This is a genomic window from Bradyrhizobium manausense (assembly GCF_001440035.1).
Lineage (GTDB): Bacteria > Pseudomonadota > Alphaproteobacteria > Rhizobiales > Xanthobacteraceae > Bradyrhizobium > Bradyrhizobium manausense.
The window spans coordinates 1-24,663 of record NZ_LJYG01000014.1 but is presented as its reverse complement, the minus strand read 5'-3'; the positions used below and the strand labels follow the sequence as shown (position 1 = coordinate 24,663).

Here is a 24,663-nt window from a genome sequence, read left to right as displayed (position 1 = left end):
TGCTTCTGCAGCGACAGCCGTCCGCCCGGCTTCACCACGATGCGCTTGACCTGGTGGCGCTCGCCATTGTCGACCGACTGGTAGCTGCCCCAGGGCCGATGCACCTTGAGATGCTCCTCGGTGACCTTCGGCGCGACCGCCTTCAGCTTGGTGATCAGGCGCTTCAGCCCGTTGGCATCCTGCTGGCGCGAGACCAGCACCGCATCCGCGGTCGCGACCACGACGAGATCGTCGACGCCTTCGAGCGCGACCAGCGCATGATCGGTCGTGACGTTGCAGTTGCGCGAATCCTCGAACACGGCGGTGCCGTGCGCCGCATTGCCTTGCGCATCCTTGTCGGACAATTCCCACACCGCGCGCCAGGAGCCGACGTCGGACCAGCCGCACGACACCGGCACCACGGCCGCGCGCGAGGTCTTTTCCATCACGGCATAGTCGATCGAGATCGCCTTGGCCGCGCCAAAGGCCTGCGGCTCCAGCGTCACGAAGCCGAGATCGCGGCCGGCATTGTTCACCGCCGAGGACACCGCATCCACGCTCGCCGCATCGACCCTGCGATATTCGCCGAGCAGGAGGCTTGCGGGAAACATGAAGTTGCCGCTGTTCCAGAGATAGCCGGAATTGACGTAATCCGAAGCCTTCACCGCATCCGGCTTCTCGACGAAGCGCGCGACTGCGTGGACCTCGCCTGAGATCACCTCACCCGGGCTGATATAGCCGTACTCGGTCGCCGGCCGCTCCGGCTTGACGCCGAAGGTGACGATGCGTCCCGTGCTCGCGGCGCTGAGGCCCTCGCGGCACGCCGCGACGAAGGCGGCATTGTCCCGCACCACATGGTCGGCGGCGAGCGCCAGCACGATCGCTTCACTGGTGCGGTTTTGCGCGAATGCCGCGCCGGCGGCGATCGCAGGACCGGAGTCGCGGCGCATCGGTTCGAGGATCACGTCGGCCTCGATGCCGATCTCGGCGAGCTGCTCCAGCACCATGAAGCGGTACGCCGCATTGGTGATGACAACAGGCCGGTCGAACAGCGACGCATCGGAGACACGCAGCAGCGTGTCCTGGAAGGTCGAGCGCGGGCCGAACAGCGGCAGGAACTGTTTTGGCCGCACCTCGCGCGAAGCCGGCCACAGCCGCGTGCCGGCACCACCGCACATGATCAGGGGGATAATGCGTTGTTCCAAATCGGACGCTCCGAGGCAAATTAGATACAGCGATACAAAGGCCCCTTCTATAGGGCTTTAATTGAGAAGCGAGATGGCAAATTCATAACATCGTTAGCAAGGCAGCCTTTGCCCATTCCGCGGACCGGGAAAGCCGTTAATCTAAGCTTGCCTTTTTTGGCTCAGCCATCTCCCTATCCCTTCCGTTTTCAGATACGAACGGGATACCGAACCTAGAGAATATTATGACAAAGAAACGTGCACTTATTACGGGCGTAACCGGGCAGGACGGCGCCTATCTCGCCGAATTGTTGTTGGGAAAAGGATATGAAGTCCATGGCATCAAACGCCGGACCTCCCTCTTCAATACCGATCGTATCGATCATCTCTATCTTGACCCGCATGAGCCGAATCCGCCATTCCGCCTGCATTATGGCGACCTGACAGACTCTTCGAGCCTGATCCGGATCGTTGGCCAAGTGCAGCCAGACGAGATCTACAATCTTGCTGCACAAAGCCACGTCGCGGTCTCGTTCGAGGAACCCGAGTACACGGCAAATTCCGACGGCCTCGGCACCCTTCGAATTCTCGAGGCAATGCGGATAGTCGGGCTGGAAAAGACGAGCCGGTTCTATCAAGCGTCGACATCCGAATTGTATGGTTTGGTCCAGGAGATTCCGCAAAAGGAGACCACGCCTTTCTATCCGCGCTCACCGTACGCGGTCGCCAAGCTTTATGCATACTGGATCACGGTCAACTACCGCGAAGCCTATGGGATGTATGCCTGCAACGGCATCCTCTTCAACCACGAATCTCCCGTCCGCGGCGAGACCTTCGTGACCCGAAAAATCACGCGTGCTTTGGCGCGCATTCATCTGGGACTGCAGGAAAGGCTTTATCTAGGTAATCTGGACGCCTTGCGCGACTGGGGACACGCGCGCGACTACGTCGAAATGCAATGGCTGATGCTGCAGCAGGACAAGCCGGAGGATTTCGTGATTGCTACGGGCGTGCAGCACTCGGTCCGAGATTTTGTCAATGTCGCAGCAAGCGAAGTTGGCATGGCGATCCGCTGGGAAGGAAGCGGCGTCGAAGAAAAGGGATACGACGGCAAGACCGGCAAGTGTATCGTTTCGGTCGATCCCCGCTATTTCCGCCCGACTGAGGTCGCGACGCTTCTTGGTGACCCGTCAAAGGCCAAGCAGAAACTTGGCTGGGAGCCCAAGACGTCGTTCGAAAGCCTGGTTCGAGAAATGATGAAGGAAGATCTCGAATCCGCAAAGCGCGACGAACTCATCAAACAGCACGGGTTTAGATATTATCCTCGCCACGAGTAATTCTCGTAGATCGGCCAGCAAGGCGACCAAACAGGCAAATGAGCGCCGATCGCGGCGCTCATTTTTTTTGGATGACGTCACCTCATCCAACTGCAGTCGAATGCCTCATGGGGAGCGAACGGCATCCTCCACCGGAAGCCCAATGTCGTTGGCAGCGCCCTTCAGGCCGGCATTCGTCTGCCCTGTCGCATTGCCGTGCCCTGTCATGGCCTCCGACCACCGGCGCACGATTGTGCGTCGATCCCAGCGATCAAGGGCTCGCCTTCTCCCTTCCTCGCCGTAATGCTCACGCAGGGCCCGCGCTTCACCAAGCTGGCAAATTGCAACCTTGAGAGCCGACGAATCTCCTGGTGGGATCACGAGGCCCGCATTCGCGACTTCCGCAGCGAGGCCGGTGCCTTCTTCAGCCATCGCAATGACCGGCCGAGCGGATGCGAAGATCGCACCGAGCTTCGAGGGCAACACGAGATCGGCGGCCTCGGCCTTCTGGGGAATCAGATGGAAATCCGCGGTTGCCATCAACTGATTGAAGCTGTCCTTGGGCTGAAGCCCCAGGAAGTGGATATTGCGATGACCGGCAGCAAGCTGTTCGAGCCTCATCCTGTGAGGCCCTTCGCCTGCAAGGATGAAGTGGATATGCGGATGACTTCGCTCTAAGCCAATCGCAGCCTCGATCACAAGTTCAAGGCCTTGCTTGTTGGACATCGTGCCGGAATACAGTCCAATGATATCGCCCTCAGCCAGGTTCAGCTGCTGACGGTATTTGGTCGTTCGAGGCCCCGGGCAGATCGCAGTGGTGTCGATCCAGTTTCTCACCTCGGCGATTTTGTCGGGTCGCAGTCCCTTGATCCTCAACCGCTCCACCATCGCATGAGAGATGGTTGAAACGTTATCGAATGATTTGAGGATCGCCGCTTCGGCTCGAAGCATGCATTTTCGCAGAGAAGGATTGCGCAGCAGACCAAGATCGAAGGCCGCATCCACCTCGAAATCCTGCACGTGAAGCCATGATTTGGCGCCGACGCGACGAGCTACGAACGAGACGAAGGCAGCCGACATCAACGATGGTGCGACGGCGATCATGACGTCGGGCCGCCAGGACAGCGCCTCCATAAGGACAGGCACCGCGCTGGAGAGCGCGAACGATGCGTGATGGACCAGTCGCTTCGCTCCCGATGGACGCGCCGGCACATAGATTGGCGTGCGCCTTACGCGAACGCCATCGATATGCCGCGATCGAAAGTAATGGTTGCTGAAGCTCGGAGGAATTTCCCAGGCCGGATAATACGGCGGAGCCGTGATCACTCGGACCTCGTGGCCTTCAGCGGCAAGGCTCTCGCAGAGTTCAGTATTGTATTTTGCCACGCCGATCAGATCGGGGGCATAGTTGATGCCAACTAAGAGAACACGCATAAGAGCCCAGCCCAGCTCAAAGTCTAGAATGAAAGAAAAGTCTTTTGTAGCTTAAGTAAATCCGCTCAGCGCGTTGCGCTGACCTCCAGATGACGCCCGTAGCCCTTCAGAAAATCTGCGTAAGCGGTTGCGAGACCACCGCGCAGAGGAATACTCGGGCGCCAACCAAGCGCCCTCAGCCGTGAGCTGTCCAGCAGCTTGCGCGGGGTACCGTCAGGTCTGGACGTGTCGAACACCAGCTTGCCCCTGTACCCCACAACGTCAGCCACAGTCGCTGCGAAATCAGCGATCGACAACTCGTCACCACTGCCGACATTGATCGGAAGATCACTCGAATAGTGCTTCAAGAGGAACACGCAGGCATCCGCGAAATCGTCGACGTTCAGGAATTCGCGGAGCGGCGTTCCGGTGCCCCAGACCGTCACGGTGGGCGCTTGCGCCAGCTTGGCTTCATGAAACCGTCGGATCAACGCCGCCGGCACGTGGCTATGATCGGGATGGTAGTTGTCGCCACGCCCATAGAGGTTAGTGGGCATGGCGGAGAAGAAGTCATCGCCGAATTGGCGGCGATAGGCCTGACACATCTTCAGGCCCGCAATTTTCGCGATCGCATACCACTCGTTGGTTGGTTCGAGCGGACCGTTCAGCAGCTCATCTTCGCTGATTGGCTGTTTGGCATGCTTTGGATAGATGCAGGACGAGCCCAGAAACAAGAGCCGCCGCACGCCAACGGCATGACTGGCGCGGAGGACGTTGAGCTCGATCGCAAGGTTGTCGCAAAGAAAATCGACCGGAAAATTATTGTTGGCGGCAATGCCTCCAACCTTTGCGGCTGCGTGAACCACAACCTCTGGCCGATTCGCCTCAAGCCATCGAATCGTCGGCTCTTCCTTGGTGAGATCTACCTCATGTCGATCGGCGAATAGCACCGTGCAATTTTCCGATGCGAGGCGGCGCACGACGGCCGAGCCGACCATGCCGCGATGGCCGGCCACAAAGACCCGCTTACCCGAGAGATCGTAAATTGCAGCCCCTGTCATCGCTCCCCTCTACCGGCCCTCGTCACCCGAAAGAACAGACAACACAGCCCACCAAAGCGGGCTCCAACGCCCCACCGCTATGCAACACAGTCAGCTTGCTAACACAATCTTCACCATCCGGCAGCCCGTGTTCTTCCGGAAGCATGAAGATGGTGAACTGCGCTTGGTTGCGTAAACGTCCGGCAGCGACTGATGGCAAATTAGGCGAAGCACCCGCACGGGGCGCACGGCTGCTCGTCGGCGAGGGATTCCGCTGGCCTAGAGGCGCGCGATTAGTAAGCCCGACGCAAAATGGGTCCGACCGGAGCGCAGACGCGTTCAAAATACCAGCCGTAGGGCGTTTCCACCCGAACCAGCGGACAACGGCTCCGCGGCACGTAGCGGTAGGGATAGGGCTGGGCCCAGAAGGTGACCGGCGTGGCCTGGGCTTCGCCGGTGAGCAATGCTGCACTTCCAGGCATTTGCATGCCGGCACCCGCACCGCTCACCGCCCCCAGAAGTGCGGCCGACGCCAAAAGACCCACGCGCGCAATCGTCTTGAACATCCGCAAAGCTCCCTTGCCCCAAACAGAACCGTACCCGCGCAGCTCCAAGCAGGAACTATTCCAGCGGCACGATAGCCGTGAACCGGCCGGAAATCGGCTCAAATAGTGAACCAAGACTACCAAGCCCCGGGGGTCGAAGGCAACCGATCCCGATCCCAGAATCCGAACGCTGAACGATATGGCGCAGAACTGTGGCTTCTTGGCCCTATTTCTCCCCGGTCCAGGCGCCGGGAGTGCCAAGGTCGGGCGAACGGCGGTAGACGTCGCGAAGGAATTGATAGTTGACCGATTGGGCGAGGGGCACCTCTTCCTCACCAAGCTTGGCGAAGATCAGGATGTCCCGAAGGGTGTTCCAGCGACTTTCGTCGTAGTCCGCAATACGGCCCCCGGTCGTTAGAACCAGACTTCGCTGTTGCTGCAGCTCAAACCTGACCCGCTCGGCTTTCAGCCTCTCCGGATCGACGCCAACAAGAACAGGCACGCTGCGTGCATAGTCCGTGTAGACGAACTGCCAGCCTCGGATGAGGCCCTGGAGAACGTCGGCGACTATGGACGGTCGATCATGAATGAGATCGTTGCTGGCGAAATAGACCAGCCCCGGAACGTGAATACCGTAGTCCTGCGGCTTGATCACATTCAGCCGGACGTTGTAGCCCGTCCCCGACGGAGTTGGCTGGTCATCGATGGCGGCGACAATGGCATCCACCTCGCCGGCGCGCAGCGCATCGAAGCTGTCGCGATCGGCCAGTTTTGTGATTTGGCTGCGGGGCAAACCGAGCTGCGCCATCATGGCGTCGAAGATGACGTCACCCTCGCTTGCCTTGCGGTAGCCCACGCGCTTGCCGATCAAATCAGCGGGCCGACGCAACCCGGAACTTTCGAGCGCGAAAATCGCAATGGAGGTGTCAAGGAAACTTGCCGCAAAAGCGGTGACGGGAACACCGCGCCAGGCGGCCAAGAGGAACTTCTGCCCGCTCGTCACGCCAATGGCTCGTTCGCGTGCGATCGTCTCGACGTAATTCGGGTCGTCGGGGTGCGGGCGAAGCCCGATGCCAGAAGCAAAGAATCCTTGCTTGAGCGCCGTCAGTTCACCAGCGAAGCGCGCACCGTATGGGCCATCGAGGAGCAGATCCGCGCCAGCGGTGGAAACGGTCGCCTCTCGGACCGGTACGGAATCGGGGCGCAGCGCGAGGAGCGCAATCCCCAGGAGCGCGATGGTGGCTAAACCGATGGCGCCGAAGTGTCGCCTGGATCGTCGCCGGCGAGACCGGGTTTGAGGCACTGGAGAGAGCTTCCTAACGAAGGGTGAAATTTAACATGTTGGGCGGGACAAGATGCGCTACATTGCAATCATAGGGGTAAGGTTACTTTTCCCTTTGCCTTGTTTTGATAGTGGTTTTGGCCGATAGCACGGCGCGTTTGGATAGTGAATCGATTGTTAATGGGCTGGGGCAGATGACAATCCTGGAGGCTCGACAGGAGCAAGCACCTGATTCTGCTGCGGAAACTAGCGTGCTCAAGCAGGATTTTGCCGAGCCCACGGGTTTCGCAAAGACTTTTCTTCGCCCGCTGGTTGTCGAGCGGCTTGTGATGCTGATCGATGCAATGCTGGTGATCGGGGCCGGCATCGGCTGCGCGGTGGCGTATCATCTCTACGCCCAGTCGGTGCTCGGCAAGGCGAATGTCTATGCCGCGGCGAGCGCGCTGGTTGCACTAAACTTCATCCTCCTCATTATCGTGCAGCAGGGTTACCGGCTGAAGGCCATCACCGACCTCCCGCGCACGCTGCGGATGACGGGGACGACTTGGACAGGCGTGTTCGGCGCGTTACTGGCGATCGCCTTCGCCATGAAGGTTTCCGACGAGTTCTCCCGAGGCACGACGATCTCCTTCTATGCCGTCGGCCTGGCGGTGCTGGTGATCTGGAAGGCGTTCGCCGCGCGCTGGACGGCGAATGCGTTGCGCACCGGCGCCTTCGCCAACAGCCGCGCGGTGATGATCGCCGAAATCGGCCTGCCGGCGTCCTCGAATGCGATATCGGACCTAGCCCAGCACGGATACCGCTTGATGCGGATCATGGAGATCCGCGAGCGCGAGCTCACCTCGCCCCTCCTGCTCTCCGCGATCGCGCCGCGCTTCGACGAGCTGATCGCCTATGCGCGCGAGAACCGGATCGAGCACGTGTTCCTCCTGATGAGCTGGGACCGACAGCACGCCATCGACAGCATCCTGGATGCGCTGAAGATCCTGCCCATTCCGGTGCACTTGGTGCCCGATGCGCACGCGGCGCGTTTCCTGCGCTATCCGCTGCACAGCGCCGGTAACACCTGGACGGCGGAGCTGCGCCGTGCCCCCCTGTCCTGGAACGAACGCGCGCTCAAGCGCTCGCTCGATCTCGCCGGCGCCAGCCTCGCGCTGATCGTGTTCGCCCCGGTGATGCTGGTGACGGCCGTCCTGATCAAGCTGACCTCGCCGGGCCCGGTGTTCTTCCGCCAGACCCGCAACGGCTTCAACGGCCGCGCCTTCAAGATCTTCAAGTTCCGCACCATGCGCGTGCTGGAAGATGGTCCCAAGGTGGTGCAGGCGCGCAAGAACGACCCGCGCGTGACCGGCATCGGCAAATGGCTCCGCAAGACCTCGATCGACGAGCTCCCTCAGCTCTTCAACGTGCTCAAGGGCGAGATGTCGCTGGTCGGGCCCCGCCCACACGCGGCCGCCCACAACAGCGAATATGAGCAGATCATCGGCAATTACGCCTTCCGCCACCACGTCAAGCCCGGCATCACCGGCTGGGCCCAGGTTAATGGTTACCGCGGAGAAACCCGCGCGCTCGAGCTGATGCAGAAGCGCGTGGAGTTCGATTTGTGGTACATTAATAATTGGAGCTTGTGGCTGGACTTGATCATACTTTTCAAGACAGCCCTTGTAAGCGTCGGCCAGCGCAGCGCCTATTAAGAAAGCAATAGAGGAGCTTAGTACGGCGGTTCGCTGTCAAAGCAGCTGATCGACTCGCGCAGCATTGCGATATGTGGGACACCTGGAACAAACAAGCCGATAGGGCACGGGACTGGGTGGTCAATTGCGCCGCCCCCCTTTGGTTCGAAAATGGGATTGATTGGAGCCAAGGCGGATTCTATGACGCGCTTGACCTCTGCAGTTGTACGAACAGCGCCGACCGAAAGCGCCTGAGAACCGCTACGCGCCAAATCTACGTTTTTGCTGAAGCCAGCCGAATGGGCTTCAACAAAGGAAAAGCTGCCGTCGAGCACGGTTTGGAATTCTTGTACACCAAAGCAAAAAGCTCTTCAGGCGGCTATCTCTCTCATTTTGAGTTGGACTGCAAACCACAGACCAAAGAGCAAGACACCTACGATCTGGCCTTCGTGCTGTTCAGCCTGGCTCATTCATATCGCCTGCTGAAGCAAGAACGCGAACGTGAGGAGGCTCTCCTTGTCCTTGAGCACCTCAACTCACAACTTCGCCATCCGATTGCCGGCTTTTTGGAAGGTGCGCCGCACCGCGAACCAAGGCGACAAAATCCACACATGCACCTCTTGGAGGCAAGCCTCGCTTGGCTTCCGTTCGACGAAACGGGCGCCTTCCGTTGCTTTGCTGACGAATTGGTGACCATTTTTGAGCTGCATTTCCTGAACGCATCATCCGGATCAATCAGCGAATATTTGGACGATTCACTTGCGCGCAGCTCCGATATTCGCGACGTCGTCGAGCCGGGGCATCTGTTCGAGTGGATCTGGCTTCTCGAAGAATATCGTAAGGCGACCGGGATGGCTCACTCCAGCCTTCCAGATACCTACCGATTTGCTCACCTTTTCGGCAAAAATCCAAAAACAGGGATGCTGTTCGGAGAATTGGACAGCCGGGGGCATGCGCTTCAGTCTACGGTAAGGTTGTGGCCTCACGCCGAATGGGTCCGCGCAGAACTGGCTCTTTTAAAACATGCATCTTCCAAAGACGCGACGCCGCTCGAACAGGCCACGGCCGCCCTGTGGTGCTTTCTGGATGCCGCACCTACCCCCGGCCTGTGGGTGGAGCGACATGACGGGTTGCCCGATCAGTTTATCCTTGAGCCCGCACCCGCTACGTCTCTCTACCATATCGTAGGAGCATTTGCTGCGCTGATCGATTCCACGACTGGCAGCGGCTCGAAATCGAGTTTCAACGCCACTCTTCAGGAAAGCCTGTTGTAAATGTCGACAGTAGATAAGTTCTCGTCCGTAAGAGTTCTATGCATAGGCGACCTGATGCTTGATCGCTTCATTGGCGGCGACATCAAGCGGATCTCTCCCGAGCGCCCTGTCCCTGTGATATCGATCAGGAAGACCGAAAAGATTCCCGGTGGAGCGGCCAACGTTGCGCGTAATATCAGCTCCCTCAATGGCTCTTGTACGCTTGTTGGTTTGGTCGGAGATGATGATGCCGGCCGGGCACTCGTGCGTGAGCTTGAGTCAGACGTCCGCATATCGGTTCGATGTGTGACATCCAGTGATCGTCCTACCACCGAGAAAATCAGGTATGTTTCGCAAGGACAACACGTGATCCGGGCGGACATCGAATGCGCCGATGATCTCTCGCGCGGTCTTGAGCTGAAGTTGCTTGATCTCGTATCGCGGGCACTGCCCGACCACGATGTCATCGTGTTGTCAGATTACGCTAAGGGCGTCCTGACCGACGCCGTCATCCGACGCACAATTCAGCTTGCTCAAGAAGCCAGGGTACCTGTGCTGGTCGATCCCAAATCGCAGCACCTCGAGCGATACTCAGGTGCGACCGTTATCACCCCCAATTCCAAAGAACTGTTCGCTTCGACGGGCATCGATCCTGCATTCGACGATGACTGTGCCGTTCGGGCATGCCACGCGGTCCTAAGTAACACGACCATTGAGAATATCCTTGTCACCCGTGCCGAAAAAGGCATGACGCTTCTTTCCAGGAAAAAGGAACCGGTCCACATCGCCGCGAGCGCACGCGAGGTTGCGGATGTCGTGGGCGCGGGGGACACCGCGATTGCGACACTGTCGCTAGCCGTGGGAGCCGGAGCCGAGCTGGAAGAGGCCGCTGCGCTGGCGAACTGCGCCGCCGGGGTGGTAGTGGGCAAGCATGGCACGGCCACAGTTACGAGAAGCGAACTCCTCGAGGCCCTTGCCTCCGGGCACAAGTTTTCCGACGACGAGACATCCGAACGCCTTTTCCCGCTCGATGACGTCAAGTCTCGCATTGCGCTCTGGAAAAAGGATGGCCTGCGCATCGGCTTCACAAATGGTTGCTTCGATATCCTTCATGTTGGGCATCTGAAGCTCCTGAACTTCGCCAGGTCAAATTGTGATCGTCTGATTGTTGCAGTGAATAGCGACGCATCCGTGAAACGGCTGAAGGGGCCTGCGCGACCGATCAACAACGAAACCGACCGAGCCGTCTTACTCGCCTCGTTGAAAATGGTGGATGCAGTCGTCATATTCGAGGAGGACACTCCGCTCGAGATCATCGAATCCATCTCTCCCAATGTGCTGGTCAAGGGGGCCGACTACGAGATTGATCAGATCGTCGGTGCATCCTTTGTGCTCGCACATGGCGGATCCGTTTTGCGGAGCGAGTTCGTGCCAGGGCGGAGCACCTCGAATGTCATTGCTCAGATTTCCACCACGAGTTCGCGATGATCGTCGTAACCGGAGCGGCCGGTTTTATCGGCTCGAATATCGTTGCAGACCTGGAGCTGTCTGGCAAAGGACCGATCGCGGTCTGCGATTGGTTCGGCAGCGGTGACAAGTGGTTGAATCTCGCCAAGAGATCTATTGCTGCATTCGTTGCGCCTGAGGGCTTAATCGATTTCCTGAATGCCAACGCTTCGTCGATTCGAGCCGTCATCCATATGGGTGCAATCTCGGCGACGACAGAGAAAGATGTGGATCGGCTCATCGAGCTCAACATCAATTTCAGCGTCAATTTGTGGGATTGGTGCGCCACTGCCAATGTGCCATTCATCTATGCATCGTCGGCGGCGACGTATGGAGACCGCGAATCGGACTTCGACGATCGAGACGATATGGGCTTTCTGAGCGAACTCCGCCCCCTGAACGGATATGGCTGGAGCAAGAAGGTCGTCGATCAGATCTTTTCGGCGCGCGTGGCCGAAGGCAAACCAAAACCGCCGCAATGGGTCGGATTCAAGTTCTTCAACGTGTACGGGCCGAATGAGTATCACAAAGATGGCATGCGCAGCGTCATCTCGAAACTTTTCGATACGATCAGCACGGGACAGGGAATCAAGCTGTTCAGATCTCACCGTCCCGATGTTCGGGATGGCGAACAGCTGCGAGATTTCGTCTATGTCAAGGACTGTTCCAGGGTCGTCTGCTGGACTCTGGATAATCCCGCTCTGAATGGTATTTTTAACCTTGGCACTGGAAAGGCGCGATCATTTCTCGATCTTGCGACGCTGGTGCGGACTCGTCTCAACAAGGATGCATCGATCGAATTCATCGACATGCCAGAATCCATCAGAGCGAAATATCAGTACTTCACCCAGGCGGACATGACGAAGCTCCGAAGTACCGGCATGAGCTTTGAGTTCACCAGCCTAGAGGGTGGGATCGAGGACTATCTCGAAAAGTATTTGCTGCAGGACGACCGTTATCGATGACCCCAAGAAGAAAGATCCTGGTATATCGGCTTGGCAGCCTGGGCGACACCATTGTCGCGCTGCCCTGCTTTCACAAGATCGCGGAAGTTTTTCCGGACGCCGATCGTATCCTGCTCACCAACATTCCCGTTTCGACAAAGGCCGCGCCACTGCAAGCCATCCTCGGCGACAGCGGACTGATCGGAAGTTATGTTTCCTATCCTGTTGGCACCAGATCGCTTACCGAGCTCTGGAAGCTATCGCGGACCATTCGATCCCTTCAGGTCGATACGCTTGTGTACCTAATGCCCGCACGCGGTCGCATGAACGTCATCCGGGATAAGTATTTCTTCCGGGTCAGCGGCATACCCAGGATCATCGGGCTTCCGGCAACGCATGACCTCCAGAACAATCGGGTCGATCCGAAGACCGGCATCGAAGAGCGCGAATGCGAGCGCCTTGCGCGAACGCTGTTCGAACTCGGCCCAATCAATCTCGAGTCCACCGCAGCCTGGAACCTGATGCTGACGGAACGAGAAATCCACCGGGGCCAGCAACTCATCGCCAGTGTTGAGGCTCCTCTAATTGCCATAAACATGGGCGGCAAGGCGGCCCAAAAGGACTGGGGCATCGAGCGCTGGCTGCTGCTCTTGAAGCAGCTAGGCGCTTCCTTCGGGGATCACGCCCTACTGGTCGTTGGGGCGGCCGAGGATGCCGAACGGGCACTGCTGGTAGGACAAGCCTGGCCCAATACCGTAATCGACGCTTGCGGGCGACTTTCGCCGAGAGAGAGTGCTGCCGCCCTACGCCCGGCCAGGCTCTTCATCGGACACGATTCCGGCCCTCTTCATCTTGCGTCCATAACCGGCGTTCCGTGCATCGGCCTGTTCGGTGATTTCAACAAACCAGCGAAATGGCATCCGTACGGGCCCGGGCACCAGGTGATACATAATATGGACGGGGTCACGGCGATCTCGGTCGACAAAGTGCTGAACGCAGCGACGCAGCTACTTTCGTCGAGTGGGCGAGAGCGCGCCTCCCAGACGCCTTCTACCTGTCGTCAGCTTTAGAGCATTGGCCCAATTCAACAGATGCTCATGAACCCCGCAGCAGGACAATCGTCCTTCAAGCGCCTGGCATCCACATTCGGCGCACAGATCTACAATCAGTGCGTAACGGTTGGTGTCCAGCTCGCGCTCGTGCCTGTGCTGCTGCACCATTGGGGGGCAGAGCACTACGGCGTATGGCTTCTGCTATCTGCGATTCCGACTTATCTCACCTTTGCCGACTTCGGGTTCACGATGGCGGCGAAGAACGTCATGACAATCAAGGTTGCCCGCGGAGAACGTTCGGGTGCCCTGATCACATATCAAAGCATCTTTATGCTGCTCAACGTGATCGTGGCAGTCATCCTTGTCATTCTACTGCTGGGACTTCCGATCATTGGAATCAGCTCAGTTTTTGCGCTCGGCTCCGTCGGTGAGAAATCGGCCAAAATCGTTGTATTCCTGCTTGCCGGCAACGTCCTGCTGACTCAGTACCTGCTCCTACTGGCGAGCGGGCTGCGGTGCATTGGGAGGCCGACCGAAGAGGTGCTATGGGGAGCGTCGTCCAGATTGATGGAGGGGATCGTCACGGCACTCGCTGCAATGCTCGGCGGCGACATCGTCGCAGCAGCACTCGCAATCGTCGCCAATCGTATCCTATTCGATGTCGCCACGTGGCTAAGGTTGAGGGCACTAGCAAACTGGTTGACTCTGGGCCTAAGGCACGCGTCTCTGGAGGAGACACGAGCGATGTTTCAGCCTTCGCTAAGCTTCATGCTAGTGTCGATCGGACAAGCACTTAGCATTCAGGGCCCAGTTTTGATACTGGGAGTTGTCGGCACTCCGATGCAGGTTGTCGTTTATTCAACTGCCCGAACGCTGGCGCGACTAGGGACTTCGATCGTCAACATGATCAACTTCGCCTTTACACCGGAATATTCCCGCCTCTTCGGCTTGGCAAACCTTCAGGGGTTCGCGAGACTTGCTAGGCTTCACCTGTGGGCGACCATCGGTCTGAGCATGTCGTATATCGCTGCTTTGATCCTCACAGGACGATGGATCATCGAACTCTGGACTGCCACAAGGATAACGGTCGACCAAACGTTCTTCTTGGTGTTGCTTTTAACAATAGCGGCCGAAATGATCTGGAGTGCTGAATTGATGCCCCTGGCATCCATCAATCGGCACATCGGGGCGGCTCGCGTGTTCTGTCTCTTGAGTGCCATCGGAGTCGGGCTCTCCTATGTTAGCGGCCAGCACAATGGGAGCTTAGTAGCCATTACACTCCCATTCTTCGCGCTTCACTGTCTGATGGCTTGTTATGCAGGCTTTCAACTCTGGCATCACTTCCCGACGCGTCGACCAACCAACGCGCCTGAGCTTCGGTAGATTGGCCACTATGCGCGCAATTATGCATCGGCCGATCTATTTCGATCTCGCTTCATCCGAGGAGAACCATTCTTGCTCCATAGCAAATAATGAGAACCGGTCGAAAAACGATCCAGGAACTGACCCACATGCGGCATCCGCCCTCTCGCCGCCCTTATCGACACGAGTTGCATAGATGAACGTAAGAGTGTGCTCAACGCGAAATGCGCTCGATCGAAGTTTAGGAATACTGGCGTTTGTTTATACGGGACTCGCAGGCCTAGCTTGGCTTGTTCAAATCGGAGCGTCTTTAGATAAACCAATACTAGTCCCGCTCGTGACGATAAGCTTTGCTGTCCATGCCCTCTCGAAGCGGAGAAATTACTCCGATCCGGTCATCTTCTTTGTCTTCGTCATGGCGCTATATAGCTTGTTGCCCCTGCTAGCGGAAACGGGGGGCACCCGCACCACTCTCGGCTTCGTGCTTCGGGATGCCTTCGACATCTATAACTGGGCCGACTTGTCGACGCTTGCTGCTGCTGCAGTATGCTTTTTATCGCTAGACGCAAAGGAAGAGCCGAAAGACCTGCGATCGGACCCTACGTTGTCCATGGTTGCGCTCACCGGCGCTGCTGCAAGTTTGTTACTGAGCGCTGTTTATATTGCGCGGAACGGCATCGTTCTAGGTGGCGACATTTCATATGCTCAGGGCTTCGAAGTGCGTCTTCAGACCGGAACTGGATTGCTACTACTTTCGATTCCACTAGCCATTGCTGCTTACGCAGCTGCGTTGACAATGAAGAAGAAGAATCCGCTGCTAATTTGCGGTTCGATCCTAGCTGTTCTAGCGATCGCAATTGCTTTAGGGCAGCGAAAATACTTCCTGCAGATTGTACTGTTTGGCGTCGCGGCACTTTGGCGTCCAAAGCGAGCGGCCTTGATATGTGCCTCGCTCGCCGGGATTGCCCTCCTTTTCGTTGTATTTTCTTTCCTTGGCTATCTTCGCATTCAACAACTGCCCATTTCCTCCTTCTTTGTGACCAGTGAATGGGAACGCTTCTTTCTACAATTTGATCAGTACTTGGGAAACGAAACCGTGGCGCTCTACGCAACGTCAGCCGCCGCCACCACAACGGCAGTCGCTCCTCTCCCATACTTTGGAGATTACTCTCTGGCTTGGGAATTGCTCATACCCCAGTTCCTGCTCAAGTCAGAGTTCATGCCCTTGAACGTCCGATTCGGCTTTGCTTACAATCCAACAGAAGCGGCCAAAGGCGCGGGTTGGGGCTTCTCGTTCATTGGAGAGGCATATCTAGTCGGCGGCTACTTAGGGGTCTCCCTCGTAGTCTTGGCCGAACTGGTGATGTTTCGGATGATCTATCTCCTTGGAAACCGCTCCAACCACGTCGGATTGTGGGGGATCATTTCACTTTGTTCATTGTATTTCGCTCTTTGGACGCATCGGAACGCGTTCGCATATTTGTTACGAGAGTTCATGATCCTTGTCTTGGTGATCTTATTTCTGTTTCTATTTGCCTCATTGATCTTCTCAAATCCATCGCGGGCAACACCGGGACGCCTCACTGGGTCACGTTCGTAGGACATTCGCCTATTCTGGAGAAAACATACGTCGTGAATTCAATTCGCAAAAAATGCGGTGCGCTTCGAGGTCTTGTCGCATGCGTTGCGATTTTTTTGATCGGCCCTGCGAAGGTTTCTGCCGATAGTGTTGTTCAGCCAATTGTCATTTCCCACTACATGCATTGTTACGTTTTGGGAGCCTATCCGACATCCGACGATCGTGTTCAGCATCCGGCCTCTGTCGAGAACGTAAGGGATTGGCCGCCCTTGAAGTTCGAGGGAACATGGTACTCTCAAGATCTGGCCAAGATTGCATCCAGTGGAGAAGCTGCCGCGGTTAAGGAATTCGAGCTGTTTAACTCTGCAGGTCTGGACGCCGTCAGCCTGCTACTGGGACCGCGCATGTTGCCTTCAAGTCAATTTTCGCGCGGACTCGAGTTGGTTGCGAGAGTTGCCGATCGATCAAACTCGACCAAGGTTATCCCAGAGCTTTGGGCCGATCCGTTAAGTGACGACTTCAAATCGTTCGGACAGAATGTGAAGCGCTTTATGGATGCTCATCCGAATGCGTTCTTGTCCCGAGATGGCAAGCCGGTCTTTGCCTTTGCATTCGATTCAAAATCAATGGCCAAGGTCCACGATCCCTACTCGGGCGCTAGCAAGAAGATCGATGAATTCCTGGCACCTTGGGGGGGATCGGAATTCGCTTACATTATTTATTACGTTCCTTACGATCTCAACAAGGCCATCGAGTCTCCCCTGGTGCATGAAGCAGATGCTGTAGCAGTATGGACGCCACAGGATGATTGGTCTGCCTTGCATTCGTCCGTGGTATTCAAGATTGCCTCATCGTTGCACAAGGATGCTGTGTTTCCAGTTTCCCCATCCTTTTATCAGCGCAGAGCGGGCCAGTTCCCGATGGAGTATGGCAATAGCTTTGGAGCGGCTAGATACATCGACGGGTGGCTAGAGGCTTTAAGAAAAAGACCTGCATTCGTGAACATACAAACGTGGAATGATTTCAGCGAAGACACTGCTATCGTGCCATCGAGCACAGCCGGCGAAACCTGGCTGCACCTTACGGCCTACTTTTCATCTTGGCTGAAAACCGGCTTCCCGCCGAACCGGCGAGAGGAGCGGGTGATGCTGCTCCGGCCGAAGCAACTTGTGCGCGCGAAACTCGATAATGCCGGGGCGAAAACCATAAACGCGGCGTGGCGTCACGGCAGCCCAACGGTAGATTACATCGATGTGGTTACGATTCTTCGAGAGCCCGCGTTGGTGCGGCTGACATTGGGCAGCCAGATTTGGGAACTCCCCGTTCCCGCAGGCATCTACGAGTGGCTTGTTCGCTCAAATGAAGCAGGTTCGCCCGGGCAATCGAGCTACCCGACAGACACTAAACTAAGGCATGTCACGCTGGCTGGTGCATTTGAGTCGGCAGTGCCGGTAGTCCAGTTATTCCGAGGAGAGAATTTGATCGGAGTCGTGGAAAGCAAGGCTCCGCTGCTCGATAAAGGCGGTTGGCAGGACTTTACTATCATCGCAGACGAAGCAGTTCTGCATAGTGAGCAGCTCCGGCGGAAGCAACCAGTTGAAGCCCATTGACCTGTCCCCAACTCTCGGAATGCAGCATCCGACAAACAAGAAGGTCTATCTTGGCGTGCAAATTTTGCGCGGATTGGCTGCATGCTTGGTGCTCTTTTATCACAACGCGCTGGTTATGAGTGATCGGAGCGGAAGCGCCGCCTTTCGACTGTATTTTGGTCAAGCCGGCGTTGACATCTTCTTCGCGATCAGCGGATTTGTAATTGTAATCGTTACCGTTAATAGCTGGGGTATGAAGGAGGCCGCAGGACCGTTCTTGCTACGACGGGTGCTCCGCGTCGTCCCACTATACTGGATCTTCACGACGGTGAAGATCCTAACTCTGATTACGATGCCTAATGTTGGAGAACACACAAGGCTTAGCGTGTCCCTTGTAGTCTGCTCTTATCTCTTTATTCCGCCCTGGAGTCCCGACCACTATGGCTTTCCTATTCTTCAGCCAGGCTGGACCCTCTCATTTGAAATGCTTTTCTACATCTGTTTCGCATGCGCGCTGACGACAGGCTTTAAGAGGCCCGTCGTTTGGTTGTCCCTATCCTTTGTTCTATTGACCGGTCTGGGCTTTGCGCAGCCTGGGAAGTTTGGATCATTCTCCCTTCTGTTGAATCCTTTGCTATTGGAATTTGTTCTTGGGATGCTGGTCGGTTGGGCAACCGTGCGTAGGATGTTGCTACCGACGTATATTGCTTTACCTCTCGGATCGGTTTTGTTGCTGGTGATCGGCGCATCTAATGTACTTGGGCCTGAAATAATCCTCTATCGCGTCGTCTTCTGGGGATTGCCAGGAGCATTATTGCTGCTCTCGTTTGTGTCTCTCGATCGGTATTTCACGGGAGCTAGTGCTCGATTCCCGATTGCCTTGGGAGAGGCCTCATATAGCCTCTATCTAACTCATCCCTTCGTGGTGGGAGCCTCTTGGAGCGTCCTGTCTAAGTATACTCTTCTTTCGGGTCTTTGGCTTTGGTTCCCATATCTTCTGATCATTTGTGTTGCGGCCATCTTCGCCTTGCTGGTTCATAGATATGTGGAAGGGCCTTTAACCCGATTGCTGGTTGATGCGATTTCTGAAAAGCGGCGAATTTCGGGGTAGTCGCAATGCTTATGGGCAAGCACACCCAAGGGACTAAGAGACGACAATTGAAAATCCTTCACATCATTTCGAGTGTCGACCCTCGCAGCGGAGGCCCTATCCAGGGCATCGTTTCGACCACTCCTCTTTTAAATCAGCGGGGTCACCGGCGCGAACTCGCCACCCTAGATTCAGGATCTGACGCCTGGATTGCTGATTTTCCAGTCCCGGTCATTCCACTGGGCAAGGCGAGGCACCCTCGTTGGCGATGGCTGCCGTGGGTCCGCTACCGCTATTCGCCTCACTTGTTACCCTGGTTAATGGAGAACATGAGCAAATACGACGTTGTTGTCGTGAACGGGATTTGGAATTACGCCGCCCTCGCGGCTCGCATTGCTTTGCGAAAGTCAAAGGTCCCGTACTTTGTTTATACACACGGTATGCTCGACCCATGGTTTCGCTCCGCCCATCCCCTTAAGCATCTCGCGAAACAAGTGTTCTGGTGGTTTGGCGAGGGACCGCTCCTGGCTGGGGCACGCAGGGTGATTTTCACAACGGACGAAGAACGGACTTTAGCTCGGGATGTATTCTGGCCCTATCGGGTCCGGGAGGCGGTCCTTGGATATGGTACGACCTACACTCCCGGCGAAATCGAGCAGCAGAAACAACTATTCCGCGCCCAAATACCCGCGCTGGGTCAGCGGCCGTTTTTTCTGTACCTCAGCCGAATCCATCCCAAAAAGGGTTGCGATCTGCTAATTCGGGCCTTCGGAGAAGCAGCGCACCGATTCCCTGATCTTGATCTCGTCATGGCTGGACCCGACCAAGCAAACTGGACCCCAGAGCTTCAGGCTCTTGGCGAGGCGGCGGGCGTTGCTGACCGGATTCACTGGCCTGGCATGATCAGCGGCGATTTGAAGTGGGGCGCATTCCACGCAGCTGAGGCCTTCGTCCTACCATCACATCAAGAAAACTTTGGTATTGTCGTGGCTGAAGCACTTGCTTGCGGTACACCAGCACTGATTTCTAACAAAGTGAATATCTGGCGGGAGGTTTCCGACGGTAAAGCGGGGTTAGTGGCCGCAGATACTGTCGAGGGCACGATCGAACTGTTAGACCGGTTCTCCGCAATACCTGCTGCTGAAAAGTCAGCAATGAGGACGGCGGCGCGTGGAGTCTTCCTCAATCACTTCGACATGACAAAGAATATCGATCAATTCATCGACTTGCTGAAGGCTGAAGGTTTGAACTGATGCTGCTTGATGCGCAACAAACCAAGCCGATGGAAGGAGGCCCCAGCTTCTCGCTAAGGAATCGAGCGCAACGGTTCATTTGGAGTGCCGCCTGGCTGGTTCTTGCTTCCTGGACGCCACCGTTCCTTCACCCATGGAGACGGACGCTGCTCAGGCTGTTTGGCGCGAAAGTTGCATCCACGGCCGGCATCTATGGAAGTGCGCGAATATGGTATCCTCCAAATTTCGAAATCGGTGAACACGCCTATGTCGGTCCTAAAGTAAATGTGTATTGCATGGCGAAGATCAGCTTTGGGGATTATTCGCTGGCGTCACAGGGATCCCATATCTGTGCGGGCACTCACGACATCGATGACAATAGTTTTCAACTGAAGGCGAAGCCGATTGAAATCGGCGCACAAGCCTGGATTGCCGCGGACGCTTTCGTCGGTCCCGGCGTCAAGATTGGCGAAGGTGCCGTCTTGGGCGCACGCGCCTGCGCATTCCGTGATCTCGAGCCATGGGTCGTTTATTCCGGCAATCCGGCTCAGGCGCTCAGAAAACGGAAATACCAGCCGCGTTCGTTTTCAAAGACATGCTGAAACGATTCGAAGAAACGACCGATCTTCCTTCGACAGATTTCTGCGTCGTAGGTGCCGGGCCTGCTGGCGTTGCCTTGTCGCTTGCGCTTGCCGAATCTGGGCACTCCGTCCTTCTTGTCGAATCAGGGAATGAGACCCCGGATGCATCGCACCAGGAGCTTGGGCGAGCCCATGTTGTGAACTCTCGGACGCACGCTCCCATCGAAATCGCATCCTGTCGCGCGTTCGGCGGAACGTCATGGTGGTGGGGAGGACGATGCGTTCCCTTCGATTCGAGTGATTTCCAGGATCGTTCCTACGCACCCGGGACAGGATGGCCCATTTCATACGAAGATATCCAGGCTTGGCATGCCGATGCAGCCAAGTTCTTCGCTTGCGGCTCTGGGGATTTTGAGAAGGACCCCGGCAATTGGACACAGCTAAGTCAGACCACGATCAAACAGCTTGAGCGATGGACCCCGAATGTCAATTTAAGAATGGCTTATATTGATGAGATGCAAAATTCCGAAGCGATAACGCTTTTGCTCGGCGCAACCTTGAGGGAGATCCATCTCGCCGAGGGGACGGGACAACTTCGCGCAATAACTCTGGCGGATTATAAGACATCGAGAACCATCAACGTTCAGACCTGCATTCTCGCCTGCGGTGGTCTTGAGACTACGAGGATCATGCTCCTGCTGGCACAGAGTTATCCGAGTGTTTCGCAGCGCTGGGCTTCCACCTTGGGTAGGTTCTATATGGGCCACATCTCAGGCAAGATCGCGGATCTGGTTCTCCGCGATCCGAGAACAATCGCTGAACTCGATTTTTTTGTAGACGGCGATCACTTCGCGCGCCGGCGCTTCACCTTGCAAAAGGATACTCTCCGGAACGAACAATTGCTCAATATCGCTTTTTGGGCCGACAATCCTCCCTTCCATGACGCCAAGCATCGCAACGGACTGTTATCGGCGGTGTGGCTCTTGCTGGCAATCCCGTTCATCGGTCGTCGCTTGCTGTCTGAGGGCGTCCGAGTCAGTCATGTGGGCCCTAGCCCGTTTCAGATAGCCGGCCATCTCAGTAACCTTGTGAAATCCCCTTTTTCGGTGATTTGGTCGGCGATGCAACTTCTTCGCGATCGGTATCTCTGCTCGCCGCGCAAGCCAGGCTTCATCATTCGCAACAATGCTGGCCGTTATGCTCTGCACTATCATGCGGAGCAACTGCCGACGGAATCGTCATTCGTCTCGCTGGCCACGGACAAGGATAGCCTGGGGGTTCAGCGTCTGGTCGTGGACTTCAACTATTGCGAGTTAGATGCCACTTCGGTCGTCCGAGCCCACGATATCTTGGATCGCTCGTTGCGGGAGGCTAACGTCGGCTATCTTGAGTATCGAACATCAAGGGACGCTCTCGTTTCCTCGGTAATGGCCCAAGCCTCAGATGGCTTTCATCAACTGGGAACAACACGCATGAGTAAAGACGCAAATAGCGGCGTCGTCGATGAAAACTGCAAGGTTCACGGGTTAGACAATCTGTTCTTGCTGAGTAGCAGTGTTTTCCCTTCCTCGGGTCAAGCCAATCCCACCTTCCAGATCGTAGCATTTGCATTTCGTCTTGCCTCCTATCTAACCGCTCAGTTCGATCGCACCCAAAGCAGCGTACAGCACTTCGACCGGCAAATAGGTTCAGTCAGATGCGAATGATTTACAATCCTATCTTGAAGCGTGACGTTTCAGTCATAGGCTTCGGATGCGCATCGCTAGGGTCACGGATAGCTCCGGCTGAAGGTCTCAGATCGCTCGAATACGCATACGATCAAGGGATCAATTGGTATGACGTCGCGCCACCTTATGGAGATGGGCAGGCCGAAGCGATCTTGGGATCGTTCTTGAGAAGCCGCAGAGGCCGCGTCGTTATTTGCACGAAAGTGGGCATTGATCGGCCAGAGATTTCGCCCTTTAAGAGGCTTCTACGTCATCCGGCACGTTGGGCCGTGCGCACGTTTCCGGGTATTCGACGCCACGTCTCAAGAGCGCGTTCTGTCGGCACGCGTCCGCCTTTGGACCCGAAGAGAATTCGCCAATCCGTTGAGAATAGTCTTCGCCTACTACAGACGGACCATCTCGATGTTCTCGCACTTCATGAACCCAGCCCTGAGGATTGCAGAAATCCGGTGGTTATCGAAGAACTGCAACGCATCCAAAAGGACGGTCTAGCAGGAGTTGTATCTATAGCCGGCTCTATCGACTCGATCTCGGCTGGTTTTTCAACCTCGACCCTCTTTCAAGGAGCCCAATTTGAAGATACCCCTTTTCTTCAGAATCTCCGGAAGCTCCTGCAAGAGAACAGGGCACGGCAGCCTTATTTTGCTGTGACTCACAGCGTGTTCGAGCCGAGTGCTTGGAGCAATGTCGATATGCTCTTGAGGAACAGCGGCAGGCGGTTTGGACTTGAAGGACAGCCGTCAGAGATACTCATTCGTTATGCGCTAGCGAACAACCCTACCGGTACTGTCTTGCTGTCCATGTTTGCGCGCGCCCACATTCTTGAAAATTGTACACGTGCTGCTGAGCAGATTGATCCGGCGATCGTGCAAAGACTCGACAAGCTGATCGCTCAGCAAGCCCTCCCCGTGAACAAATGAAGAGACGCTAGATCAAAAAATACAGGAACCTTCAACAATGGCAGATCTTGCTGTCATCATCCTCACACACAACGAGTCAATTCATCTCGAGCGAGCGCTGACTCACGTAAAGGGCATCGCTTCTGAAATATTCGTGGTGGATTCATTCTCCACTGATACGACCGTCGACATCGCCAACGCCTTTGGCGCTACTGTCCTTCAGAACAAATTTGTGAACTACGCAAAACAATTTAATTGGGCGCTGGAAAATGCTCCAATTACGGCGACTTGGATCATGCGGCTCGACGCTGATGAAATCATTGAACCTGATTTGGCCGCAGAAATCGCGAAAGAACTTCCTTCGTTATCTGATGACATCGTCGGGATAAATCTGCGACGCAAACTTGTCTTCTTGAACCGCACCATAAAATATGGCGGCCGCGGAATTCTTGTTCTCTTGCGTATTTGGCGCAGAGGATTCGGAGCGATCGAAGATCGCTGGATGGACGAACATATGGTGGTCCATAGCGGCAGAACGGTGACCTTTGCCGGGGGCTTTTCCGATCACAACCTCAACAATCTCACTTTTTTCACCGATAAGCACAATAAGTATGCTACGCGAGAAGCCATAGATGTATTGAACCAGCGGCTACATTTCATGCCGCGTCCGAACAGCTTTTCAATCGAAACAAGTTCGTTCCAAGCCGCTGCCAAGCGCTTGGTCAAGGAACGAATCTACAACCGTATTCCTTTTCAGTTGAGTTCAACGGCATACTTTCTGTATCGCTATCTACTGAGGCTTGGGTTCTTGGACGGCAAAGAAGGCCTCATTTATCATGTGCTGCAGGGATTCTGGTATCGCTTCCTTGTTGGAGCCAAGATCGAAGAGTTAGAACATTCCATCGCTCATCTGTCGAATTTGGACGAGATCAGAGAAAAATTGCAGAAAGTTACGGGCCTTACTCTAGTTCCCGTGGGGCAGCCGACGCGATGAGTCGTTTGGTAAGTTGTCGTCCGTTAAGAAACCGATTTGAGCGGTGAGCAGTCGCTGGCGGGCGCGATGAGGGTGGTGAGGATCAGGCACCAAAGAGCTCTCAGCCAGGCGAGGACACGGCGGAAGTTGTGACCGACGGCGGAGAGGATGACGTTAGCCGCATCGCCGGGGCGGCCTTTGAGATAGCATCGGCCGAGGTGACCATCGGTCTTCAGGTGTCCGATGATGGGCTCGATGGCGGAGCGGCGGCGCAGCTCGCGCTTGATGACACCGAAGACGCCGCGCTTCTGGCCGGAGATGAAGACGCGACGAGGATTTTGCGCGTCGTGGCCGCGGTATCCCTTGTCGACATAGGCCCGCTCGATCGCACAGCCGGTGAGTGTCTCGGTGCGGTCGATGACGTCTCGCAAGGTGTGACCATCG

General features: G+C 56.2%; 20 protein-coding genes and 1 pseudogene. 15 read left to right on the top strand and 6 right to left on the bottom strand.

The window, feature by feature from the left end:
• A partial coding sequence (locus AOQ71_RS02330) for a mannose-1-phosphate guanylyltransferase/mannose-6-phosphate isomerase (protein WP_162268302.1) occupies window positions 1-1,184 on the bottom strand: 1,184 nt, incomplete at its 3' end.
• A gap of 224 nt (window positions 1,185-1,408) precedes the next feature.
• Between AOQ71_RS02330 and gmd the strand changes: the two genes are divergently transcribed.
• Window positions 1,409-2,500 (top strand): GDP-mannose 4,6-dehydratase, encoded by a 1,092-nt coding sequence (gene gmd, locus AOQ71_RS02325; RefSeq protein WP_057741201.1) that lies wholly within the window; start codon window positions 1,409-1,411, stop codon window positions 2,498-2,500.
• Window positions 2,501-2,605: 105 nt separating this feature from the next.
• Here gmd and AOQ71_RS02320 read toward each other — a convergent pair whose 3' ends face one another.
• From AOQ71_RS02320 to AOQ71_RS02305, 4 genes are all read right to left on the bottom strand, one after another.
• On the bottom strand, window positions 2,606-3,913 hold the full coding sequence (locus AOQ71_RS02320; protein ID WP_057741198.1) for a WcaI family glycosyltransferase: 1,308 nt from the start codon (window positions 3,911-3,913) through the stop codon (window positions 2,606-2,608).
• A gap of 65 nt (window positions 3,914-3,978) precedes the next feature.
• On the bottom strand, window positions 3,979-4,953 hold the full coding sequence (locus tag AOQ71_RS02315; protein WP_057741196.1) for a GDP-L-fucose synthase family protein: 975 nt from the start codon (window positions 4,951-4,953) through the stop codon (window positions 3,979-3,981).
• A 272-nt stretch (window positions 4,954-5,225) separates the two neighbouring features.
• Complete coding sequence (locus AOQ71_RS02310; RefSeq protein ID WP_245316649.1) at window positions 5,226-5,498, bottom strand: hypothetical protein; 273 nt, start codon at window positions 5,496-5,498, stop codon at window positions 5,226-5,228.
• 205 nt (window positions 5,499-5,703) lie between these two features.
• Complete coding sequence (locus tag AOQ71_RS02305) at window positions 5,704-6,780, bottom strand: ABC transporter substrate-binding protein (protein ID WP_057741195.1); 1,077 nt, start codon at window positions 6,778-6,780, stop codon at window positions 5,704-5,706.
• Window positions 6,781-7,010: 230 nt separating this feature from the next.
• Between AOQ71_RS02305 and AOQ71_RS02300 the strand changes: the two genes are divergently transcribed.
• From AOQ71_RS02300 to AOQ71_RS02235, 14 genes are all read left to right on the top strand, one after another.
• A complete protein-coding gene (locus AOQ71_RS02300; protein ID WP_245316647.1) occupies window positions 7,011-8,453 on the top strand; it encodes an undecaprenyl-phosphate glucose phosphotransferase in 1,443 nt (480 codons plus the stop codon).
• A 71-nt stretch (window positions 8,454-8,524) separates the two neighbouring features.
• Entirely contained in the window at window positions 8,525-9,706 is a 1,182-nt protein-coding gene (locus AOQ71_RS02295) for an AGE family epimerase/isomerase (RefSeq protein ID WP_057741192.1), read from the top strand.
• The gene (hldE, locus tag AOQ71_RS02290; protein WP_057741190.1) at window positions 9,707-11,173 is read left to right on the top strand and encodes a bifunctional D-glycero-beta-D-manno-heptose-7-phosphate kinase/D-glycero-beta-D-manno-heptose 1-phosphate adenylyltransferase HldE; all 1,467 of its coding nucleotides are present in this window, start codon (window positions 9,707-9,709) and stop codon (window positions 11,171-11,173) included.
• Window positions 11,170-12,156: an ADP-glyceromanno-heptose 6-epimerase gene (gene rfaD, locus AOQ71_RS02285; protein ID WP_057741188.1), complete on the top strand. Its 987-nt coding sequence runs from the start codon at window positions 11,170-11,172 to the stop codon at window positions 12,154-12,156. Before hldE ends, rfaD begins: the two co-directional genes overlap by 4 nt.
• Window positions 12,153-13,205, top strand: coding sequence for a glycosyltransferase family 9 protein (locus tag AOQ71_RS02280; protein WP_057741186.1), 1,053 nt, complete (start codon window positions 12,153-12,155; stop codon window positions 13,203-13,205). The genes rfaD and AOQ71_RS02280 overlap by 4 nt, the downstream gene beginning before the upstream one ends.
• A 27-nt stretch (window positions 13,206-13,232) precedes the next feature.
• Entirely contained in the window at window positions 13,233-14,570 is a 1,338-nt protein-coding gene (locus AOQ71_RS02275; protein ID WP_157083333.1) for a lipopolysaccharide biosynthesis protein, read from the top strand.
• 175 nt (window positions 14,571-14,745) lie between these two features.
• Window positions 14,746-16,149, top strand: coding sequence for an O-antigen polysaccharide polymerase Wzy (gene wzy / locus AOQ71_RS02270; RefSeq protein ID WP_083513871.1), 1,404 nt, complete (start codon window positions 14,746-14,748; stop codon window positions 16,147-16,149).
• A 32-nt stretch (window positions 16,150-16,181) separates the two neighbouring features.
• A complete protein-coding gene (locus AOQ71_RS02265; protein ID WP_157083332.1) occupies window positions 16,182-17,738 on the top strand; it encodes an endo-1,3-alpha-glucanase family glycosylhydrolase in 1,557 nt (518 codons plus the stop codon).
• Window positions 17,725-18,828 carry an acyltransferase family protein gene (locus AOQ71_RS02260; protein ID WP_157083331.1) on the top strand — a complete coding sequence of 368 codons (1,104 nt, stop codon included), beginning with the start codon at window positions 17,725-17,727 and terminating at the stop codon, window positions 18,826-18,828. Before AOQ71_RS02265 ends, AOQ71_RS02260 begins: the two co-directional genes overlap by 14 nt.
• A gap of 5 nt (window positions 18,829-18,833) precedes the next feature.
• On the top strand, window positions 18,834-20,060 hold the full coding sequence (locus tag AOQ71_RS02255; RefSeq protein ID WP_347336672.1) for a glycosyltransferase: 1,227 nt from the start codon (window positions 18,834-18,836) through the stop codon (window positions 20,058-20,060).
• On the top strand, window positions 20,060-20,641 hold the full coding sequence (locus AOQ71_RS02250) for an LbetaH domain-containing protein (protein WP_057741175.1): 582 nt from the start codon (window positions 20,060-20,062) through the stop codon (window positions 20,639-20,641). Before AOQ71_RS02255 ends, AOQ71_RS02250 begins: the two co-directional genes overlap by 1 nt.
• Entirely contained in the window at window positions 20,560-22,326 is a 1,767-nt protein-coding gene (locus AOQ71_RS02245) for a GMC oxidoreductase (RefSeq protein WP_083513869.1), read from the top strand. Before AOQ71_RS02250 ends, AOQ71_RS02245 begins: the two co-directional genes overlap by 82 nt.
• A complete protein-coding gene (locus AOQ71_RS49565) occupies window positions 22,317-23,267 on the top strand; it encodes an aldo/keto reductase (RefSeq protein ID WP_083513868.1) in 951 nt (316 codons plus the stop codon). The genes AOQ71_RS02245 and AOQ71_RS49565 overlap by 10 nt, the downstream gene beginning before the upstream one ends.
• A 37-nt stretch (window positions 23,268-23,304) precedes the next feature.
• The gene (locus tag AOQ71_RS02235; RefSeq protein WP_057741168.1) at window positions 23,305-24,240 is read left to right on the top strand and encodes a glycosyltransferase family 2 protein; all 936 of its coding nucleotides are present in this window, start codon (window positions 23,305-23,307) and stop codon (window positions 24,238-24,240) included.
• 23 nt (window positions 24,241-24,263) lie between these two features.
• On the opposite strand, the pseudogene AOQ71_RS02230 reads toward AOQ71_RS02235, so the two are convergent.
• Window positions 24,264-24,663, bottom strand: a pseudogene (locus tag AOQ71_RS02230) (IS5/IS1182 family transposase); the annotation flags it as partial.

Excerpts from the sequence above, each read along its gene's own strand:
- AOQ71_RS49565 (WP_083513868.1), top strand. The coding sequence starts at position 22,317 with ATGCGAATGATTTACAATCCTATCTTGAAGCGTGACGTTTCAGTCATA.
- AOQ71_RS02295 (WP_057741192.1), top strand. The coding sequence starts at position 8,525 with ATGTGGGACACCTGGAACAAACAAGCCGATAGGGCACGGGACTGGGTG.
- wzy (WP_083513871.1), top strand. The coding sequence starts at position 14,746 with ATGAACGTAAGAGTGTGCTCAACGCGAAATGCGCTCGATCGAAGTTTA.
- AOQ71_RS02235 (WP_057741168.1), top strand. The coding sequence starts at position 23,305 with ATGGCAGATCTTGCTGTCATCATCCTCACACACAACGAGTCAATTCAT.
- gmd (WP_057741201.1), top strand. The coding sequence starts at position 1,409 with ATGACAAAGAAACGTGCACTTATTACGGGCGTAACCGGGCAGGACGGC.
- AOQ71_RS02320 (WP_057741198.1), bottom strand. The coding sequence starts at position 3,913 with ATGCGTGTTCTCTTAGTTGGCATCAACTATGCCCCCGATCTGATCGGC.
- AOQ71_RS02245 (WP_083513869.1), top strand. The coding sequence starts at position 20,560 with ATGGGTCGTTTATTCCGGCAATCCGGCTCAGGCGCTCAGAAAACGGAA.
- AOQ71_RS02315 (WP_057741196.1), bottom strand. The coding sequence starts at position 4,953 with ATGACAGGGGCTGCAATTTACGATCTCTCGGGTAAGCGGGTCTTTGTG.
- AOQ71_RS02310 (WP_245316649.1), bottom strand. The coding sequence starts at position 5,498 with ATGTTCAAGACGATTGCGCGCGTGGGTCTTTTGGCGTCGGCCGCACTT.
- rfaD (WP_057741188.1), top strand. The coding sequence starts at position 11,170 with ATGATCGTCGTAACCGGAGCGGCCGGTTTTATCGGCTCGAATATCGTT.
- AOQ71_RS02250 (WP_057741175.1), top strand. The coding sequence starts at position 20,060 with ATGCTGCTTGATGCGCAACAAACCAAGCCGATGGAAGGAGGCCCCAGC.
- AOQ71_RS02280 (WP_057741186.1), top strand. The coding sequence starts at position 12,153 with ATGACCCCAAGAAGAAAGATCCTGGTATATCGGCTTGGCAGCCTGGGC.
- hldE (WP_057741190.1), top strand. The coding sequence starts at position 9,707 with ATGTCGACAGTAGATAAGTTCTCGTCCGTAAGAGTTCTATGCATAGGC.
- AOQ71_RS02275 (WP_157083333.1), top strand. The coding sequence starts at position 13,233 with ATGAACCCCGCAGCAGGACAATCGTCCTTCAAGCGCCTGGCATCCACA.
- AOQ71_RS02255 (WP_347336672.1), top strand. The coding sequence starts at position 18,834 with ATGCTTATGGGCAAGCACACCCAAGGGACTAAGAGACGACAATTGAAA.